The organism is Shigella sp. FC1967 (assembly GCF_001743005.1).
Lineage (GTDB): Bacteria > Pseudomonadota > Gammaproteobacteria > Enterobacterales > Enterobacteriaceae > Proteus.
The window spans coordinates 1-1,344 of sequence record NZ_MIIZ01001004.1 but is presented as its reverse complement, the minus strand read 5'-3'; the positions used below and the strand labels follow the sequence as shown (position 1 = coordinate 1,344).

At 39.5% G+C, this 1,344-nt stretch carries 3 protein-coding genes; all 3 read right to left on the bottom strand.

What is annotated here, in order from left to right:
• Nucleotides 1-378: DUF6392 family protein (locus BHE89_RS17380; RefSeq protein WP_128860669.1), on the bottom strand; the 378-nt coding region annotated here is incomplete at its 3' end.
• Nucleotides 375-641: a hypothetical protein gene (locus BHE89_RS26250; RefSeq protein WP_069369630.1), complete on the bottom strand. Its 267-nt coding sequence runs from the start codon at nucleotides 639-641 to the stop codon at nucleotides 375-377. The genes BHE89_RS17380 and BHE89_RS26250, both read right to left, overlap by 4 nt.
• A 112-nt stretch (nucleotides 642-753) precedes the next feature.
• The coding region (locus BHE89_RS17370) for an S-type pyocin domain-containing protein (RefSeq protein ID WP_171742530.1) at nucleotides 754-1,344 on the bottom strand (591 nt) is incomplete at its 5' end.

Sequence of the window (1,344 nt, the reverse complement as noted above, 5' to 3'; positions counted from 1 at the left end):
TTTAATGTAAATACTTCTGTTTTTCCCTAAAAAAAAACTTTTTAAAATATACCTCTCAGGCGTTCGCTTAATTGGATTACCTATATGTTGATAAAGCCATTGGTCGGTCATGACTTGTTCTAACCCAAACGGGATTTTATTGGGAAATACCCAGCCATTTTTCATCTTATCGGGGATTAATGTCAGTGTAATTTCAGCGAGTTTTTTTGATGGATTTTCAAAAGCTAAAAAAACATATTCTTTGCTCATCTGTAACGTTAAAACATCTTCTCCCGAATTGCCTTGCGGTTTAGTTTTATAAGGAATTAACCCGTCGTTATAAAGTTCATCATAAGTATCCCCTAATCGCCGTACTAAGGCTTCAATATTCACACTCATTGATATAATCCTTCCTCTCTATTTAATCGATGTAATTCTGCCAATACTTCATCTAATTTTTCATCCGATACGTTATATTCCGCTTTTAAACATCGTCGCTCTACTTCCCAATTTCGTTCAACCGCTTCTTTTAAATCCTGACCGTCATACTCTTTTCGACGTAGCTTGGTATCATCCTCTAATTCAACCCAACTATTATTTTTGCCACCGTAGGTTTCACTGCATTTTGGGTGTACTGATTTAGGGATAGCGACGGAAGCCACTTGATCAACCCATTCATTAAGCTAGTCTTTTGATATATCTGGGTTTATTGATTTTAAATAAAGTTTAATCGCCGCTTGAGAAGGAATATGGTCAACGTCATAGTTCCCCCCTTTAGAGAGTTTTTTCAATTTCCCGTAATAATCGACTTCTAAAAAATTCACGATCCTTTTTTGAAAGTAGACATAAATGGCAGGCACTTCCCCCCCAAGGGTCGACAATAATAAAATCATTAAAATCGTCTTCTTCCAACGGAAAGGTTTCTACCCAACCATTCTGCCGTTCTTCTGGAAAACCGGGAGGCGCATTCAACGTCTTTTCAGGAATAGGGTTAGGCAAGCGCCAAATTTCTTGGGGTTCGGGTAACGGAAGTGGCGGTGTGGTATACCCCACCTCCCCCCCATCATGGATAAGGGTCTCTTGATGTCCGTTATTTAAACTAAATTTAACAGTTTGAAAAGCATCACTGGGGTTTGAGGGGATATATTCTGCGGTATTCCCTGCCATATCCCAATGAAATTCGCCCTCAATGTCAGGGTCTGAAAATGACGCGGTACCATCTTCATGACGTGTAGCAAATCGGACTCTGACATGATTAAGACCGCTGGCCTCATTGACGATATAGCCAGCGACTTTATTGGCATATGCCGTATTTTCATTTTCAACAATCCGAAATCGCACACCTGTGATGACGGTACTTTTTTT